This window comes from Streptococcus sp. HMSC065C01, assembly GCF_001813525.1.
Lineage (GTDB): Bacteria > Bacillota > Bacilli > Lactobacillales > Streptococcaceae > Streptococcus > Streptococcus parasanguinis_V.
Map to the genome: position 1 here is coordinate 19,541 of NZ_KV812830.1, position 14,921 is coordinate 34,461.

The following is a 14,921-nucleotide window of genomic DNA, read 5'->3' on the forward strand; positions in this document are numbered from 1 at the left end:
GATAGAATTCGATTTCGTCGTCCCACCTCCGCACAGTTGAGTAGGGCTTTAAAAGCTGATGAAATCAGCGTAGTAGAGCCCACTTAACCACTGCGTCTTGCTCGACAATCCAAAAATAATTGAGAGGCTAGGACTTTTGTCCCAGACTCATCTTTTTTTTTTACCAATTTTAGAAACTTTTTACGAATAATTAGGTAGAGAAGGAAAAACTTGTACAAGTTCCTGACAAGTTTTTCTTTTTCATGTATAATAAAAGAAAAGAGGTAGAATGAGGTATGGTCATGGAAGCAGTCGTTTATTCAACATTCCGCAATCATTTGAAGGATTATATGAAGAAGGTGAATGATGAGTTTGAGCCTTTGACGGTCGTGAATAAGAATCCTGATGAAGATATTGTGGTCATCTCTAAGAGCGAGTGGGACAGCCTACAAGAAACCCTGAGACTAGCTCAGAATAAGGAATTGTCAGATAAGGTCTTGCGGGGCATGGCAGAAGTCCGAGCTGGCCAGGTTCAACTCCATGAGATTGAGGGGTAACAGATGTTACTCAAGTTTACAGAAGATGCCTGGAAGGATTATTGTTACTGGCAAAGTCAGGACAAAAAAACACTGAAGCGAATCAATAGCCTTATCAAAGAGATCCAAAGGGACCCATTTGCTGGGATTGGTAAGCCTGAGCCCTTGAAATATGACTTTCAAGGAGCATGGTCAAGACGGATTGATGCAGAGAATCGCCTGATTTATATGCTAGATGAGTCAGGTGTCGCTTTCCTCTCTTTTAAAGATCATTATTAAGTCTTTAAAAGAGGAGCTTTTTGATAGTTAGGATAGCTATTTAAAATTCAGAACTCGAAGAAAATTCCTATAGAATCCCCTCACTAAAAATAGAAAAATCTAGTCTAACTTCGATGATTTGTGATATAATGTTAAAGATTGAAAATAATTTGAAAAAATTTAAGGAGAATCCTCATGGGACGTAAATGGGCCAATATTGTTGCCAAGAAAACTGCCAAAGATGGTGCCAACTCAAAAGTGTATGCTAAATTTGGTGTGGAGATCTATGTAGCTGCTAAAAAGGGTGAACCAGATCCAGAACTAAATACTGCTTTGAGATTCGTTATTGACCGTGCGAAACAAGCGCAAGTGCCAAAACACGTGATTGATAAAGCGATCGATAAGGCAAAAGGAAACACTGACGAAACCTTTACAGAAGGACGTTACGAAGGATTTGGACCAAATGGTTCGATGTTGATCGTTGATACTTTGACTTCAAACGTTAACCGTACAGCTGCCAATGTCCGTGCTGCTTTTGGTAAAAACGGTGGGAACATGGGAGCTTCCGGTTCTGTATCTTACCTCTTTGACAACAAGGGAGTTATCGTCTTTGCTGGTGATGATGCCGATGCCATCTTTGAGCTTTTGCTTGAAGCAGATGTGGATGTAGATGATGTCGAAGCAGAAGAAGGAACGATCACAGTCTACACTGCTCCAACTGATCTTCACAAAGCAATCGTTGCTTTGCGTGAATCAGGTGTCGAAGAATTCCAAGTAACAGAATTGGAAATGATTCCTCAATCAGAAGTTGAGTTGTCAGGTGAAGATTTGGAAACATTTGAAAAACTTTACAGCGTTCTTGAAGACGACGAGGACGTACAAAAAATCTACACCAACGTAGATGGATTCTAATCACTCGTAAGGACTGTAGTGAATCCCATAAATCAAGAAAAAGGATAGCTTCTTAGATCAAGCTATCCTTTTTCTCTGTTTGATGAGGAACTATCTTTTGTAAGTGATGTCCTGTATAAGCGTAAATACGGGTCAGTGGTGATTGGGAGAGTGTGGAAACCTTAAAATAGAAATAATGGTCTCGATGATCCCGACTTTTAGTATGGTGAAGACGAAAGTAGTTTCGCTGGCCTGCTGCCATAGAGTGGAGAATATCGTCTTCTAAAAAGACGAGCGGCGTAGAAGTAGCGGCCCACTTATAAAAGTCTGTCTCAAATTGGTGGTAATTCTCCGAAAAATAATCAAATTGTAATTCGTGTTTAGTTTGAATAGGTTTCATAGGCTGTTTCCTCAGATTCAATAAAAATGATAGAGTCTACGAGGAGACGGTGGTAGTGGCCATCGCTTTTGAGAAGAACCTCAGAAGCAGATAAGGTGTGAATCGAACCTGTGTAGGTAGCAAATTGATTCCCCTCTAGAGTTGTGATCGAAATCGTCGTTTGTTGTTGAAAGGCCTGCTCCAGGAGCTGGATCTGTTCAGCAAGTGGAAGAATCATGAGCTGACTGCGGTCAATTTCTTTTGTATGCAGGGCAGTTGTGTGTTCGGATAAAAAGAAGCCGGCCCATTTGGCCATGCCACGATCTTGAAATTCGCGAGCGGATTGATAAGGGAGATAAGAACGGTCAATCATGTTAATCCATCTAAGCCTCCTGCGGAATGTCCGCCTGTTAGTTTACTGCGTGCAATGGCGCGTGAGTTTTCTAGTAATGAGGAGCCTTTCTGAAGAGAGGTAAAGCCAAATTGATCCCGAATGCGGTCAATGGTCTGCTGGAGTTTCTCCTCTTTTTCCAAGGCTACTGGGTCATCGAAGAGAGAAAGGAGTTGAAGAGACTCCTCGACAAGTTCTCCATAAAAAACACCAATCTGCCGAATGGCGCCTCCTTCGTACTTGGAGCGAAAGAGCCGCAGAACCGTATCGGATAAAACCTTGGTGGATTGGGTAGGCTCAATCTTTTGCTGGCAGTGAATGGACGGAAGCCCCTCGATTTTGGAGTAGGAGGCATGAATGGAGACCAGCTGGGTCTTCTTTTTTTTCCGTCGCAAGCGAATAGCCACCTGTTCAGCCATCTCCCGAAATACCAGTTCAATGTCGGTTTGTAGATGGTAGTCATAGGGCAAGATTTGAGAGTTGCCAATGCCTCGTGATTTCGGACGATAAGGCTTGTGGACATTGCTTTCATCAATGCCATGAGCATGGAACCACAGTTGAAGGCCCATGACTCCGAATTCTTTCTTTAAGAGATCTGGGTGAGCCTGGGCCAGTTCAGCAATCGACGTGATCCCGATCTTTTGCAATCGTTTTTCAGTACGACGTCCAATGCCCCAAAAATCAGTGAGCTGGGGCAGTTTCCAGACCTTACTTTCTACATCTTCATAAGACCAATTGGAGCGCATATTTCGGCAATGCTTAGCTTCATTGTCCAAGGCTAGCTTGGCAAGAAGGGGATTGGCATTGCTGAGGCCGATGGTAGAGTAGATGCCAGTTTCCTGCCAGATCCTTTTTTGGATCCTGGCAGAAAGGAGATCCAGTTTTTCCTTTCGAGAGAGGGAGGGATCTGGAATAAAATAATTTAAGGAAGAGGTCAGATCGATAAAGCCTTCGTCAATCGAGTAAGGGAAAATATCATCTGGTGCCGCAAATTCCTGAAAGACTTTTTGAATCTCCATATTGACCTGAATATAGGCATTCATCCGTGGAGGGACAATCAGGGTCCTCTTGGCCCAGGATTCAATGGATGCAATAAAGGCTGGATCTGTGGGCAATCCTTGTTTTTTGGCGGCGTAGCTATTAAATTTTCTGGTTTTGAGGTCAAAAGGTAGGTCGTAGCTACGGCTGACATTTTTCTTGCCGAAGACTTGTTTGAAAACGGGAGAGCTCGCCAAAATCAGGCCAGCAGAATTGTCGCTTCGACTCATGACGCAAAGGGAAGTCGTCAAGGGGTTGAGCCCCAGACGGACACATTCACAGCTAGCATAAAAACTTTTCATATCCACAAAAGCAATATCAGAATGAGGCTCACGTGAATAATCAAATAGCATATTTAAACCTCGAGTGGGAGAAAATGCCCGACCACAATGCCGACGATTTTGGGCTCGTCTTCATAGGGAGCAAATAAATCGTCGTAATCAGGGTTGATGGATTCTAAGCGCAAACCTTCCGATTCCCGATAGACTTTCTTGATGTAGGTTTTTCCGTTCCACATGAGGGCGTAGACAGCACCATCATAGTCAAAGCCAGTCTGCTTCATGAGGGCAACAGAGCCATTGGGATAGAGAGGTTCCATCGAATCACCTGATACCCAAGAAGCGAAATCATGCTGGATCTCTTGGTCAAAATAGACAGTTTCATAGTCCGTTTCGTTGTCATAAAAGGTGTGTCCCAAACCAGCTGCAAGCTCAACCGAAAGAACCTTATAAGCTGTCAAGGAAACAACTTTTTGCTGCTGTTCCAATAACTGGCTGGCCAACTGGTCGACTTTCTTTTGATGAGGTGGGGTTAATAAAGGGTAGGTGTAGAGTGCGGAGTCTTTGTTAATAAAGTAGTCCTCTTTAACGGAGAGGCGCTTGGCCAACCTCCTGAGATTTTTTTCGTGTGGCTCCGCTAAGCCATTCTCCCAACTGGAGTAAGTCTTGCGAGAAATCTTGAGATCCTCGTAGACATCTGCTTGGGTCAAGCCTTTTTCCAGGCGTCTTTCTTTTAGTTTTTTTGCATCAAACATGTCGCTTCTCCTATGTAACGTTTTAAAAGTTACATATAGTTTATCAAAAATGAATCCTTTTTGCAAGAGAAAAATTCAGTTGAAAACGAATGAAAAGACTTGATTTTGATTGAAAAAGGAGTATAATCAATTCTAAAATGTCTATAAATGAGGAACTATATGAAAAAAAGTTTTATCCACCAACAAAAAGAAATTTCGTTTGTTAAAACGACGTTTACGCAGTATTTAAAAGATAAATTGGACATCATTGAAGTCCAAGGGCCAATTTTGAGTAAGGTAGGAGACGGGATGCAGGATAACCTTTCTGGGATTGAACATCCGGTATCTGTAAAGGTCCTTCAAATTCCTGATGAGACTTATGAAGTCGTGCATTCACTCGCAAAATGGAAACGCCATACCTTGGCACGTTTTGGTTTTGGCGAAGGAGAAGGTCTCTTTGTCCATATGAAGGCTCTTCGTCCAGATGAAGATTCGCTAGACGCTATCCACTCTGTTTATGTAGACCAATGGGACTGGGAAAAAGTCATCCCAAATGGTCAACGCAATATCGCCTACCTCAAAGAAACGGTTGAAAAAATCTACAAGGCGATTCGTTTAACAGAACTAGCAGTAGAAGCGCGCTATGACATTGAGTCAGTTCTTCCAAAACAAATTACCTTCGTTCACACAGAAGAGTTGGTGGAACGCTATCCAGATTTAACTCCAAAAGAGCGTGAAAATGCCATTGCCAAAGAATTCGGAGCCGTTTTCTTGATCGGGATTGGTGGAGAGCTTGCAGATGGCAAACCACACGATGGCCGTGCACCTGACTACGATGACTGGACAACAGAGTCTGAAAATGGCTACAAGGGCTTGAATGGTGATATCCTAGTCTGGAATGACGTTCTAGGTTCAGCCTTTGAGTTGTCTTCAATGGGAATCCGTGTCGATGAAGATACGCTTCGCCGCCAAGTTGCGATCACAGGGGACGAGGATCGTCTCCAATTAGAGTGGCACAAAGCTTTGTTAAATGGTCTTTTCCCACTTACAATTGGTGGAGGGATCGGACAATCTCGTTTGGCTATGTTCTTGCTTCGTAAGAAACATATCGGTGAAGTCCAAACTAGTGTCTGGCCTCAATCTGTCCGCGATGAATATGAAAATATCCTATAAGGAAGAAAGAGAGTGGGACAGAAATCGGTAATTCGTTAGAATTCGATTTCGTCGTCCCACCTCCGCACAGTTGAGTAGGGCTGTAAAAGCTGATGAAATCAGCGTAGTAGAGCCCACTCAACCACTGCGTCTTGCTCGACAATCCAAAAATAATTGAGAGGCTAGGACTTTTGTCCCAGCCTCTTTTAATTGTCGCTTGACCATATCAAATCGCAATTTTCTGATTTTTTTTGGTATAATGGTCCCTATGAAAATAGTATCTGGAACCTATGGGGGACGTCCCCTCAAAACACTTGAAGGAAAAACAACCAGGCCGACTTCTGATAAGGTCAGAGGGGCCATGTTCAATATGATTGGTCCTTACTTTGATGGTGGAAGAGTGCTGGATCTCTATGCAGGAAGCGGTGGGCTCTCTATCGAGGCCGTCTCTCGAGGCATGTCAGAGGCCGTTCTAGTGGAAAGAGATCGTAGAGCGCAGGAGATTGTAGCAGCCAATATTGCCATGACCAAGGAAAAGGAACGGTTTCAACTGCTAAAAATGGAGGCCAAGCAGGCCTTAGGACTTTTAACGGGCACCTTTGACTTAGTTTTCTTGGATCCTCCTTATGCTAAGGAAGAGATTGTTCGCGATATCGAAACCTTGTGCGAGCGTCAACTCTTGTCAGAGGACGTCATGATTGTGTGCGAAACCGATAAACACGTAGAACTTCCTGAGGAAATCGGACAAGTGGGAATCTGGAAAGAAAAAATCTATGGAATTAGTAAGGTAACAGTATATGTCAGATAGAAGTGGATTGTTTACAGGATCGTTTGATCCGATTACCATTGGGCATGTGCAATTGATCGAGCGAGCTAGTCGCTTGTTTGACCGTGTCTATGTAGGAATTTTTTATAATTCGGAAAAAGTCGGACTCTTTTCTATTGAGCAGCGCGTGCGCATGGTAGAAGGGGCCTTGGCTCATTTGGAAAATGTTGAAATTGTGACGTCGACTCAAGAGTTGGCTGTGACAGTGGCGCGCAATCTTGGGGTTATCACCTTGATCCGGGGCTTGCGCAATGCACAGGATCTGGTATACGAAGCCAATATGGATTATTTTAATCACCAGTTGGCACCTGAATTGGAGACGGTTTATCTTTACGCCCAGCCTCCTTACCAGGCCATAAGTTCAACACGTATTCGAGAGTTGCTGGCTTTTCAGCAGGATATCTCACCTTATGTACCAAAGAGTGTAATGGAGGAAATCAAAGATGACACAAGCGAATAAACCAAGCTTGCCTACAAAAAAGAAAAAAGGACGATTGAAAGAATACCGATGGCCGATTGCAGGCGTTCTTTTCTTGCTCCTCTTGCTAGCTGCTTTTGTGATTCGCCTTCCCTATTATATTGAAATGCCGGGAACGGCAGAAGACATTCGATCCGTTATGACAGTGGATGGAAAAATGGATACCAAGCCAGGGTCTTATGACTTTGTAACCGTGGCAGTGAAAGAAGCGACCCCGGCTGATTTGATCTATGCTTGGGCGACCCCTTTTACAGATATCTACTCTGCCAAGGATATGACAGGTGGTAGTTCGAGCCAAGAATTTACGCGGATTAACCAATTCTATATGGAAACCTCGCAAAATATGGCTATCTACCAAGGGTTAAAGACAGCTGGGAAAGAAACCCAGATGGACTTTCTTGGTGTTTATGTCATGCAGGTAGCAGATGACTCGACCTTTAAGGGAATCTTGAACATTGCGGATACCGTCACCGGTGTGAATGGCAAGACCTTTAAGAGCTCCAAAGAATTGATTGACTATGTTGGTTCTCAAAAAATCGGCGATCCCGTTTCAGTGACCTATATTGAGGATGGACAAACCAAGACCGCAGATGGGAAGATCATCAAATTGTCCAACGGGAAAAACGGAATCGGGATTAGCCTGATCGACCGGACTGAAGCCAAAGGCGATGTTCCTGTCCAGTTTGCGACCCAAGGAATTGGTGGACCAAGTGCCGGTATGATGTTTAGCCTAGCTATCTACACCCAAGTGGCTGATCCAGATCTTCGTCAGGGACGCCATATTGCAGGGACAGGAACCATTAACCAAGATGGAACGGTTGGCGATATCGGTGGGATTGACAAGAAAGTCGTCGCAGCCGATAAAGAAGGAGCAGAAATTTTCTTTGCCCCTAATAACCCTGTTTCCAAAGAAGAAAAGAAAGCCAATCCCAAGGCCAAATCAAACTATGAAACAGCTAAAGAAGCAGCGAAACAAATTCATTCGAAGATGAAAATTGTCCCCGTCAAAACCCTTCAAGATGCTATTGATTATTTGAAGAAGAATTAGCGTAGTCTGTTGGACAAGTGATGAAATGAGAGAAAATCAATTTCTAATTTTTATGAAGGATTATGGGTCAAGAAAGTAATGAGTTTATGAAATCATATAATATGTTGCTAATGAATGGGATTATTGGTATTTTAGGAGCAATCGTAATCAGCTATGCCTCTTTTCAACGGTGGGAGTGGACTTTCGTTCATGCTGTTCCTGAGCTGGTTGAAAAAGGTGATTGGGGATTGGTAATCAATACAATCAGTCTCTTGTATCTTGTTATCTCTATACTTGCAATGGCCAACTATAGTGAAAATCCAAAAGTAAATAAGAAAAGTCATAAAATTCTCTTCGTTGCTTCTATAGTTGGTTTCGTTCCTTTTGTATCGTCTTTAACTAGTGTGCTAGCAATCATTTCAAGTTTGTTATATCTATTCGATTATCAACAGTTATCAAATGAAAAGAAGTAGGCTTTGAAAAAAGTATTTGGTGATGTGAAGTAAAAGAAAAGTAGGAGAAAATCATAATGAAAAACAAAAAAGCTAGCATGTTAATAGCTATCATAATGCTTGTTGTTGGCAGTATAATTTTTTTAAAATATAAAAATTCCTCAGAGAAAATTTATAGAAATGAAACTCCGTCAAAAATTAGGGAAATAAAATTATTGGACAATGATAAATTTGTTTTTGTGGCTGTAGATAACTATTTAGACGATGTTATTTTGTTTGGTCAGAATTATATTACAACTTTTTCTTCGCATACACTTGATACTACTAATTTTAAAAAAACTCCTCCAATTGGGAGCGAAGAATATTTTCAAATTATTAGTTATAGTGTACATGATAAAGAAAAAATTGTAAAATTCAATTTATATGAATTACTTGGGAAGAATAATTTATACCGTTTTGTTCATAATTTTCCTCGTAGATATTTACAAAATGACGATGATTACCTGACAATGGATTTGGAGAAACTAAATATGTACGATATAGCAGGTCATGATATTAGATCTGTATTAGTTTCTGCTAGCGGAGAGAAAGTTAAAGATATTTCTGAAAGTGAAATGGAGAAGATTGACAGAGAGCGAAAACTATATTTTAGCCCAAAATATGATTGGGATAGGGGGGGAATATCTGAGCAAATTGATGATAATCTAGCAAAATATCATCTTTCAAGATTTAAAAATTTTATATACCCGATGAATGATGAACCATCTAAAATTAATGTTAGTGGATCTAACTTTGCTAAATTGTTTCCAGAAGTAGGAAAAAATATAAACTATTTAAATCGCATTTATTTCCGTCCGAAACAATACAATGAGCGCGAATGGTTTGATAAAATCATTCATTGGTTTGCGCCAGAAGGTCAAGACGTCATGGAATTGTACGCCACAGATGAAACAACTGGAGAGAAAACACAAATTCACTCGTATGACGAGTTCGTAGCATGGATAAAGGCACATCCGAAGAGTTAATTATCTTCTAATCAAATTCAAGTTTTTGCTTATCAATCTCTCTATTTTTAGAGGGATTTTTTCTTTATACTGGTGTCAGAAAGAAAGGGAGGTAGTGAAATGATTCAAACCAGTTTGTTTTCCATTTCAGTATTCTTAGCGGGAGTTCTATCCTTTTTCTCCCCGTGTATTTTGCCACTGATGCCAGTCTATGTAGGGATTCTATTGGATTCTGAGCATGAAAAAACGGTGCGTATTTTTGGAAGAGACATTTCTTGGTATGGCCTGGTGAAGACTCTTTGTTTTATCGCAGGTCTATCAACTGTTTTCCTGATTCTAGGATACGGTGCAGGGGCTCTTGGACAGGTGCTTTATGCTCCCTGGTTCCGTTACCTACTAGGAGGGATTGTCATCTTATTGGGAATCCATCAGATGGGCCTCATCAATCTTCAGCAACTCCAAAAACAAAAGAGTATCCAACTGAAGAAGGATGAAAAACGCAATGAATTCTTCAATGCTTTTCTGATAGGGGTCACCTTCAGTTTTGGTTGGACCCCTTGTGTCGGACCAGTTTTGAGTTCTGTTCTAGCCATTGCAGCTTCTGGAGGAGATGGTGCATTACAAGGCGCTCTCCTGATGCTGGTATATACATTAGGCTTGGCTCTGCCTTTCTTGCTTTTGGCCTTGGCTTCTAGCTGGGTTCTACAACATTTTGCTAAACTCAAGCCCCATATGGGAACCTTGAAAAAAATTGGTGGTGCCCTCATCATCTTGATGGGCATCTTGCTGATGCTAGGAAATCTTAATAGCCTCGCATCCCTGTTTCACTAATCTTGAATGATTAAAGGAGAAAAATCATGAAAAAAATTCTTGCACTTTCTATTGCTACACTTAGCATCGTCACTTTAGCAGCTTGTTCTGGACAGAAATCAGATTCAGACATGAAAAAAACGGACGATAGTAGTATGATGAAGAAGGACGATATGAAGAAGGATGACATGAAGGATTCATCCATGTCCGATGATAAAATGAAAAAAGAAGACATGAAAGATTCATCTATGAAGTCTGACAGCAGTTCTGAAATGAAGGACGATATGAAAAAAGATGAGATGAAATCTAGCGATTCAGAAATGAAAAATGAAAAGAGTGAATCATCTGATATGAAATCAGACAAGGAATGAAAGAAGGGAGAGGTCATCTGAGGATGACTTTCTCCTTGTTTAAAGAGGTAATAATGATGAAGAAATTAGCTTTAGTAGCTGCAGGATTTTTGTGTACTGGACTTTTGGGGGCTTGTTCGAGTCAAGGAATGGCTACTTCCAATAAGGACATGAGCCAACAAACAGCCAAAGCTGGGGCTAGGCAACCATCTGGCAAGAAAGTGAAGGATTTTAGCTTGCAAGGAGTGGATGGCAAGACCTACCGCTTATCTGATTACAAAGGGAAGAAAGTTTACCTCAAATTTTGGGCTTCCTGGTGCTCTATTTGCCTGTCAACATTAGAGGATACCAATGAGTTGGCAAAAGAAGAGGCAGGTAAGGATTATGTGGTTTTATCCGTTGTAGCTCCAACCTTTAATGGCGAAAAATCAGCAGCAGATTTCAAAAATTGGTACCAGTCTTTGGACTACAAGGATTTCCCAGTCTTACTGGATAGTAAAGGGGAACTACTAAAAGAGTATGGGATTCGTTCTTATCCATCGGCACTCTTTATCAATAGTGATGGGACTTTAGCAAAGAGTCATATTGGCTATATGAATAAAGAGGATATCCTCAAGACCCTAGAGAACATGCAGTAAGGAGATAGACAATGGAAACAAAGTGGAAAGTGTTTGCTATCCTTCTCATTGGCTTATTATCTATTGGTTTCTTTTTCTTTAGTAAGGGATCAAACGGAATGGATCAATCAGAAACAAGCACTGAGATGATTAAAAAAGCATCGATGAGTCAGACTCCAGTAGCCAAAAAGGAAACAAAGGAAACGGTTGATCCAAAGGATCAGCGTGAAATTTATTTGGCTGGTGGTTGCTTCTGGGGCGTAGAAGAATATTTCTCCCGTGTTCCAGGTGTGATTGATGCCGTATCAGGATATGCCAATGGAAAGGGAGAAACGACCAAGTATGAATTAGTCCCTCAAACAGGCCATGCTGAAACAGTTCACATCACCTACAATGTCAAGAAGGTATCTCTGAAAGAATTGCTCCTGCATTATTTCCGGATTATCGACCCAACGTCGAAGAATCGACAAGGAAATGATCAAGGAACACAATACCGAACAGGTGTCTATTATGTTTCCCAAGAAGACCTTCCAACCATTAATCAAGTCTTTGAAGAAGAAGCAAAAAAATACGACAAACCGTTAGCAGTGGAAAAAGAGCCACTGACCAATTTCATCAAGGCTGAGGACTACCACCAGGATTATCTAAAGAAACATCCGAATGGGTACTGCCATATCGATGTCAATCAGGCTTCTTATCCTGTTATTGATGCCAGCCGCTACTCTAAGCCAAGCGATGAGGAGATCAAAAAGAAGTTATCTCCTGAAGAGTATGCGGTGACACAAAAAAATGATACCGAACGGGCCTTCTCCAATCGTTACTGGGATCAGTTTGATGCCGGTATTTATGTAGATGTCGTGACCGGTGAGCCGCTCTTTTCCTCTAAGGATAAATTTGATTCTGGATGTGGTTGGCCAAGTTTCAGTCGGCCTATTAGTCCTGATGTGGCAATCTATAAGGAGGATAAGAGTTTCAATATGACTCGGACAGAAGTTCGGAGCCGTGTGGGAAATTCCCATCTGGGCCATGTTTTTACAGATGGACCCAAGGAAAAAGGAGGCCTTCGCTATTGCATCAATAGTTTGTCTATTACCTTCATACCCAAAGCAGAAATGAAAGAAAAGGGCTACGGTTATTTATTAGACTATGTCTGAGACAATTCAGCCTATAATTTGCTATAATAAGTATAGCAAAAACAAGTAGGTGAAAGACATGTACGCGATTATGATTGTGGAAGATGAAGAGTTGATTCGGCAGGGTCTGACTTCCTTAGTCGACTATGAACAGTTTGGAATGACCGTCATTAACCAGGCAGAAAATGGGCGTGAGGCTTGGGAGAAGTTTCAAGAGCAACCAGCCGATATCCTTCTAACCGATATCAATATGCCACAAATGAATGGCTTGGATCTGGCCCATCTCGTTAAAGAGCAATCTCCGTCTTGTCATATCATTTTTTTGACAGGTTATGATGACTTTGAGTTTGCGAGAAAAGCCATCAAGTTAGGTGCAGATGATTATTTGCTAAAGCCTTTTTCAAAAGATGATATTGAAGAGATGTTAGCAAAGGTGAAGGGAAAACTCGATCAAGAGCGAAAAAAGGCGCAAGTCGAAGATTTGGTCAGTCATGGTTATTCGACAGACTTGGAAAAAGCCATTCATGCTCGTTTAGCAGACTCTCAGTTAACTCTAAAGGATCTGGCCTATCAACTTGGTTTCAGTGCCTCGTATCTAAGTGTATTGATCAAGAAAAAATTGGGACTCCCCTTCCAAGACTACCTCATTCAAGAGCGAATGAAGAAGGCTCAACTCTTACTTCTCACGACGGATTTAAAGATTTATGAGATCGCCGATCAGGTTGGTTTTGAAGATATGAACTATTTTTCTCAACGCTTTAAGCAGGTGGTTGGGGTGACACCAAGGCAGTACAAAAAAGGAGAGCATGAATGAAACGATATCCCTTGCTGATTCAGCTGGTCCTCTACTTTTTTCTCTTCATTCTCCTACTTTTTGGTCTTATTGGTGGTCTCTATTATCAAACGAGTTCAGGGACGATCCGCCAGCAAACAGAGCGGACGACAAGAAATAGTATCGATCAAAGCAGTCAGTTTATCACTTCCTATCTAAAAAAATTAAAGCAGACGACGACGGTGCTTAGCCAGGAACAGGCTGTTCGACAATTTGCCCAAGACAAGAGTGCGGATCAAGAAACGGTTCAACACCTGATGCGAACGATGATTGAAACGGATCCGGACTTGGTCTCAGCGGTCTTGGTGACCAAGGATGGACGTCTGGTAGCGACAGATTCCAAAATCAGCATGCAGACTTCTTCAGATATGATGAATGAAAGTTGGTATCAAGAGGCGATTAAAGAAAGAGCCATGCCAGTTTTGACGCCAGCTCGAAAGGAATCTTTGACTTCGGAAAAAGAAAAATGGGTGGTTTCTATTACCCAAGAAGTGGTCGATCAGACTGGCCAAAATCTCGGAGTAGTACGCTTGGATATTGGCTACGATAGCCTTCAGGCTTACTTGGATCACCTTCAACTAGGGAGACAAGGCTTTAGTTTTATCATTAATCAAAAGCATGAGTTTGTCTACCATCCTAAAAAGGCGGTCTATTCCTCCAGCCAAGAAATGCAGGCCATGCAGCCCTATATTGCTGTGACAGATGGCTATGCTAAAGGAGGACAGAATTTTATCTATCAGGTTCCGATTCCAGATAGCGATTGGACCTTGATTGGAGTGGCTTCACTTGAAGGACTTCAGATGCTGCAGTCGCAACTCCTGTACTCTTTCATTGGTCTAGGATTACTAGCTTTGATCATGTGTTTGATAGGGATCGGCTTTGTTCTGCGTTTGTGGATCAAACCCTTACAAGACCTTCAGACTATCATTTTGAGGATTGGAGCAGGAGATGCTCACGTGAGGGCTGCAGCCAAAGGATCTCCAGAATTGGTGGCCCTCGCTCAAGCTTTTAATGCCATGTTGGACCAAATCGATAACCTCATGCAACAGGTCAAGGAAGAGGAACAGAACGCACGGCGGTACGAGTTGCGGGCACTTTCTGCTCAGATAAATCCGCATTTCCTCTACAATACCTTGGATACGATTGTCTGGATGGCGGAGTTTAATGATAGTCGGCGCGTGGTCGACATCACCAAGTCTCTGGCTCAATATTTTCGACTGGCTCTCAACCAAGGCCAGGAGCAAATCCTACTGAGAGATGAAATTAACCATGTCCGCCAATATCTTTTCATTCAGAAGCAACGTTATGGTGAAAAGCTCAACTATGAAATTCTAGAAGATGAACGGTTGGGCGACTATCAGCTCCCCAAATTAGTGCTTCAACCCTTAGTGGAAAATGCGATTTACCATGGCATTAAAGAGATCGATCGGCCAGGTCTCATTCGAGTGACAACTGAAGTCAGTGGAGACTATGCCTGCGTATCGATTTTTGACAATGGACGAGGGTTTGACCGATCAGAATCAACAGCCCAAACCCTTCTTCGTTTAGGAGGTGTTGGCTTGAAAAATGTGGACCAACGATTGCATCTTCAATTTGGCGAAGCCTATCATATGGAGATTGATTCTAAGGCCAATAGCTATACGAAAATCACTCTTTATTTGCCCCTTTCATCATCTGATGAACATGTATAGAGACAAAGATTGCCTTCTTTGTCTCTTTCTCCTTTTAGAAACTTTCAATGTTGAATTTCAACTCT

19 protein-coding genes are annotated in these 14,921 nt (G+C 41.9%); 15 read left to right on the forward strand and 4 right to left on the reverse strand.

Going from position 1 to position 14,921, the window contains the following annotated elements; translation table 11 throughout:
* Positions 1-281 precede the first annotated feature (281 nt).
* From HMPREF2918_RS01070 to HMPREF2918_RS01080, 3 genes are all read left to right on the forward strand, one after another.
* Complete coding sequence (locus HMPREF2918_RS01070) at positions 282-536, forward strand: type II toxin-antitoxin system Phd/YefM family antitoxin (RefSeq protein WP_003014291.1); 255 nt, start codon at positions 282-284, stop codon at positions 534-536.
* A 3-nt stretch (positions 537-539) separates the two neighbouring features.
* The gene (locus tag HMPREF2918_RS01075) at positions 540-794 is read left to right on the forward strand and encodes a Txe/YoeB family addiction module toxin (protein WP_006595728.1); all 255 of its coding nucleotides are present in this window, start codon (positions 540-542) and stop codon (positions 792-794) included.
* 174 nt (positions 795-968) lie between these two features.
* Positions 969-1,685: a YebC/PmpR family DNA-binding transcriptional regulator gene (locus HMPREF2918_RS01080; protein ID WP_003005873.1), complete on the forward strand. Its 717-nt coding sequence runs from the start codon at positions 969-971 to the stop codon at positions 1,683-1,685.
* Between the two features lie 52 nt (positions 1,686-1,737).
* Here the strand turns inward: HMPREF2918_RS01080 and HMPREF2918_RS01085 are convergent, their stop codons facing one another.
* Genes HMPREF2918_RS01085 through HMPREF2918_RS01100 form a run of 4 tightly spaced genes read right to left on the reverse strand, consistent with a single transcriptional unit; the run spans position 1,738 to position 4,505 of the window.
* Positions 1,738-2,064, reverse strand: a complete 327-nt coding sequence (locus HMPREF2918_RS01085; protein WP_070594369.1) for a DUF5960 family protein — start codon at positions 2,062-2,064, stop codon at positions 1,738-1,740.
* The gene (locus tag HMPREF2918_RS01090; protein ID WP_070594370.1) at positions 2,045-2,416 is read right to left on the reverse strand and encodes a hypothetical protein; all 372 of its coding nucleotides are present in this window, start codon (positions 2,414-2,416) and stop codon (positions 2,045-2,047) included. The genes HMPREF2918_RS01085 and HMPREF2918_RS01090 overlap by 20 nt, the downstream gene beginning before the upstream one ends.
* Positions 2,413-3,825 carry a Y-family DNA polymerase gene (locus tag HMPREF2918_RS01095; protein ID WP_024054964.1) on the reverse strand — a complete coding sequence of 471 codons (1,413 nt, stop codon included), beginning with the start codon at positions 3,823-3,825 and terminating at the stop codon, positions 2,413-2,415. The genes HMPREF2918_RS01090 and HMPREF2918_RS01095 overlap by 4 nt, the downstream gene beginning before the upstream one ends.
* 2 nt (positions 3,826-3,827) lie before the next feature.
* A complete protein-coding gene (locus HMPREF2918_RS01100; protein WP_070594371.1) occupies positions 3,828-4,505 on the reverse strand; it encodes a helix-turn-helix domain-containing protein in 678 nt (225 codons plus the stop codon).
* A 159-nt stretch (positions 4,506-4,664) separates the two neighbouring features.
* On the opposite strand from HMPREF2918_RS01100, the gene asnA reads away from it, so the two are divergent.
* The 12 genes from asnA (at position 4,665) to HMPREF2918_RS01160 (ending at position 14,856) form a co-directional block, all read left to right on the forward strand.
* Complete coding sequence (gene asnA, locus HMPREF2918_RS01105; RefSeq protein ID WP_003005888.1) at positions 4,665-5,657, forward strand: aspartate--ammonia ligase; 993 nt, start codon at positions 4,665-4,667, stop codon at positions 5,655-5,657.
* 247 nt (positions 5,658-5,904) lie between these two features.
* Positions 5,905-6,444 (forward strand): 16S rRNA (guanine(966)-N(2))-methyltransferase RsmD, encoded by a 540-nt coding sequence (rsmD, locus tag HMPREF2918_RS01110; RefSeq protein WP_037599242.1) that lies wholly within the window; start codon positions 5,905-5,907, stop codon positions 6,442-6,444.
* Entirely contained in the window at positions 6,434-6,922 is a 489-nt protein-coding gene (gene coaD, locus HMPREF2918_RS01115; protein WP_070594372.1) for a pantetheine-phosphate adenylyltransferase, read from the forward strand. The genes rsmD and coaD overlap by 11 nt, the downstream gene beginning before the upstream one ends.
* The gene (locus tag HMPREF2918_RS01120; RefSeq protein WP_070594373.1) at positions 6,906-7,988 is read left to right on the forward strand and encodes a SepM family pheromone-processing serine protease; all 1,083 of its coding nucleotides are present in this window, start codon (positions 6,906-6,908) and stop codon (positions 7,986-7,988) included. Before coaD ends, HMPREF2918_RS01120 begins: the two co-directional genes overlap by 17 nt.
* Before the next feature lie 62 nt (positions 7,989-8,050).
* On the forward strand, positions 8,051-8,440 hold the full coding sequence (locus HMPREF2918_RS01125; RefSeq protein WP_241672459.1) for an insulin activator factor: 390 nt from the start codon (positions 8,051-8,053) through the stop codon (positions 8,438-8,440).
* A gap of 56 nt (positions 8,441-8,496) precedes the next feature.
* Positions 8,497-9,444: a hypothetical protein gene (locus HMPREF2918_RS01130; RefSeq protein WP_070594374.1), complete on the forward strand. Its 948-nt coding sequence runs from the start codon at positions 8,497-8,499 to the stop codon at positions 9,442-9,444.
* A 99-nt stretch (positions 9,445-9,543) separates the two neighbouring features.
* Positions 9,544-10,254 (forward strand): thiol-disulfide oxidoreductase-associated membrane protein CcdA2, encoded by a 711-nt coding sequence (gene ccdA2, locus HMPREF2918_RS01135; RefSeq protein ID WP_070589647.1) that lies wholly within the window; start codon positions 9,544-9,546, stop codon positions 10,252-10,254.
* Between the two features lie 26 nt (positions 10,255-10,280).
* Positions 10,281-10,604: a hypothetical protein gene (locus HMPREF2918_RS01140; protein WP_070594375.1), complete on the forward strand. Its 324-nt coding sequence runs from the start codon at positions 10,281-10,283 to the stop codon at positions 10,602-10,604.
* 56 nt (positions 10,605-10,660) lie between these two features.
* Positions 10,661-11,221 carry a TlpA disulfide reductase family protein gene (locus HMPREF2918_RS01145; protein WP_070594431.1) on the forward strand — a complete coding sequence of 187 codons (561 nt, stop codon included), beginning with the start codon at positions 10,661-10,663 and terminating at the stop codon, positions 11,219-11,221.
* Positions 11,222-11,232: 11 nt separating this feature from the next.
* Positions 11,233-12,354 carry a peptide-methionine (R)-S-oxide reductase MsrB gene (gene msrB / locus HMPREF2918_RS01150; RefSeq protein ID WP_003005907.1) on the forward strand — a complete coding sequence of 374 codons (1,122 nt, stop codon included), beginning with the start codon at positions 11,233-11,235 and terminating at the stop codon, positions 12,352-12,354.
* A gap of 58 nt (positions 12,355-12,412) precedes the next feature.
* Entirely contained in the window at positions 12,413-13,147 is a 735-nt protein-coding gene (locus HMPREF2918_RS01155; protein ID WP_070594376.1) for a response regulator transcription factor, read from the forward strand.
* A complete protein-coding gene (locus HMPREF2918_RS01160; protein ID WP_070594377.1) occupies positions 13,144-14,856 on the forward strand; it encodes a cache domain-containing sensor histidine kinase in 1,713 nt (570 codons plus the stop codon). Before HMPREF2918_RS01155 ends, HMPREF2918_RS01160 begins: the two co-directional genes overlap by 4 nt.
* The last annotated feature ends 65 nt before the right edge of the window (positions 14,857-14,921 follow it).